The following is a 1,362-nucleotide window of genomic DNA, read 5'->3' as shown; positions in this document are numbered from 1 at the left end:
ATGGGGAACCATCTGGTACAGCGGGACGTCCAATTCTGGCAACTATTGAAGGAAATGACCTGACTAATATTATTGTCATGGTGAATCGCTGGTATGGCGGTATAAAACTGGGAACTGGTGGGCTTGTTCGGGCATATGGTGGTTGTGCCGGACAATCATTATTGTTAGCTGAACGTATTGAACTGATTGCCAAGAAAACGATTCATTTTTCTTGTCATTTTAATGAATGGGCCATCTTTCAGTATGAGCTGACACAGCAGCAAATTGAATATCAGGAAAGTTATACTGCAACAGGTGTCGATATTGAAGCGAGGCTACAGGTTCACCAAATTGAACCACTCGCTCTAAAACTGCGAGATGTAACTCGTGGTCGCGAAGAATTAAAAGTTGAGGAGGAATTGACTGATGACTGATTCTTTACTCAAGTACCGCGAGCAGCATAAACACCGTTTAAATTATATGCCATGGCTATATTGGACATTGAAACCCAAACACCGTTTTTGGGCGGAAGAGTGGCAAAAAGAATATCAGGCTTATTTAATGGATATGGAAACGGTCGAGATCGGGGAGAACTGTTTTATTTCACCGTTAGCCCATATTTTTGCCGAGCCGGGCCGGAAAATTAAGATTGGTAATAATTGTTTTATCGCGGCAGATTGTAGTTTGCATGGACCGCTTGAGATTGGTAATGAGGTTGCAATTAACCACCACTGTATTTTAGATGGTGGTCGAGCAGGCATAAAACTACATGATCAAGTTCGTATTGCTGCTTATTGTCATCTCTATGCATTTGATCATGGCATGCAACTCGACCGTCCACTTTACCAACAGCCTGTTCGCTCACAGGGTATCGAAATTGAAAAAGATGTTTGGTTAGGTGCACATGTGGGGATTAAAGATGGGATTAAAATTGGAAAACATGCTGTAGTTGGCATGAATAGTATGGTGACAAAAGATGTGGAGCCGTACCATATTGTGGGAGGAAACCCAGCAAAATTTATCCGTTTAAGAGAATAATGCAGTCTCAAGAATGTAATAAAATGTTTGATCTTTAAACAAAAAAGTGGATTTTAATACATAAACCTTAACATACGGATTTTTATCTATGTTAAGTTAAAGCTAAGTTATAGAAAAATCTCCAAGGCAAATAGACCTGAAGAAGAGAGGCAAAAATGAACCGTGTTATTGCGTGTATTGACTCATCACCTTGTATTAATGCTATTGCAGATGCAGCGGCTTGGGTTGCGAAAGCAACTGGACGAGAGCTTGTATTATTACAAATTCTAGATTACTACCCGGCAAGTTATCACCTTGGTGAAATTAGTGGCGTAATCGGCTTTGAAAGCAATGCAATGTTGCTTA

At 40.3% G+C, this 1,362-nt stretch carries 2 protein-coding genes and 1 pseudogene; all 3 read left to right on the top strand.

From position 1 onward, the window contains the following. A partial coding sequence (locus tag VXQ92_RS18135; protein WP_416682742.1) for an IMPACT family protein occupies positions 1 to 413 on the top strand: 413 nt, incomplete at its 5' end. Then, positions 406 to 1,017, top strand: coding sequence for a DapH/DapD/GlmU-related protein (locus VXQ92_RS18130; RefSeq protein ID WP_416682741.1), 612 nt, complete (start codon positions 406 to 408; stop codon positions 1,015 to 1,017). The genes VXQ92_RS18135 and VXQ92_RS18130, both read left to right, overlap by 8 nt. A 155-nt stretch (positions 1,018 to 1,172) precedes the next feature. Continuing rightward, positions 1,173 to 1,362: pseudogene (locus tag VXQ92_RS18125) on the top strand (universal stress protein); the annotation flags it as partial.

The organism is Acinetobacter sp. 228 (genome assembly GCF_048147885.1).
This window is presented reverse-complemented; position numbering and strand designations above follow the sequence as displayed.

What these genes read in the sequence shown, in the direction of transcription:
- VXQ92_RS18130 (WP_416682741.1), top strand. Translation starts at nt 406, where the DNA reads ATGACTGATTCTTTACTCAAGTACCGCGAGCAGCATAAACACCGTTTA.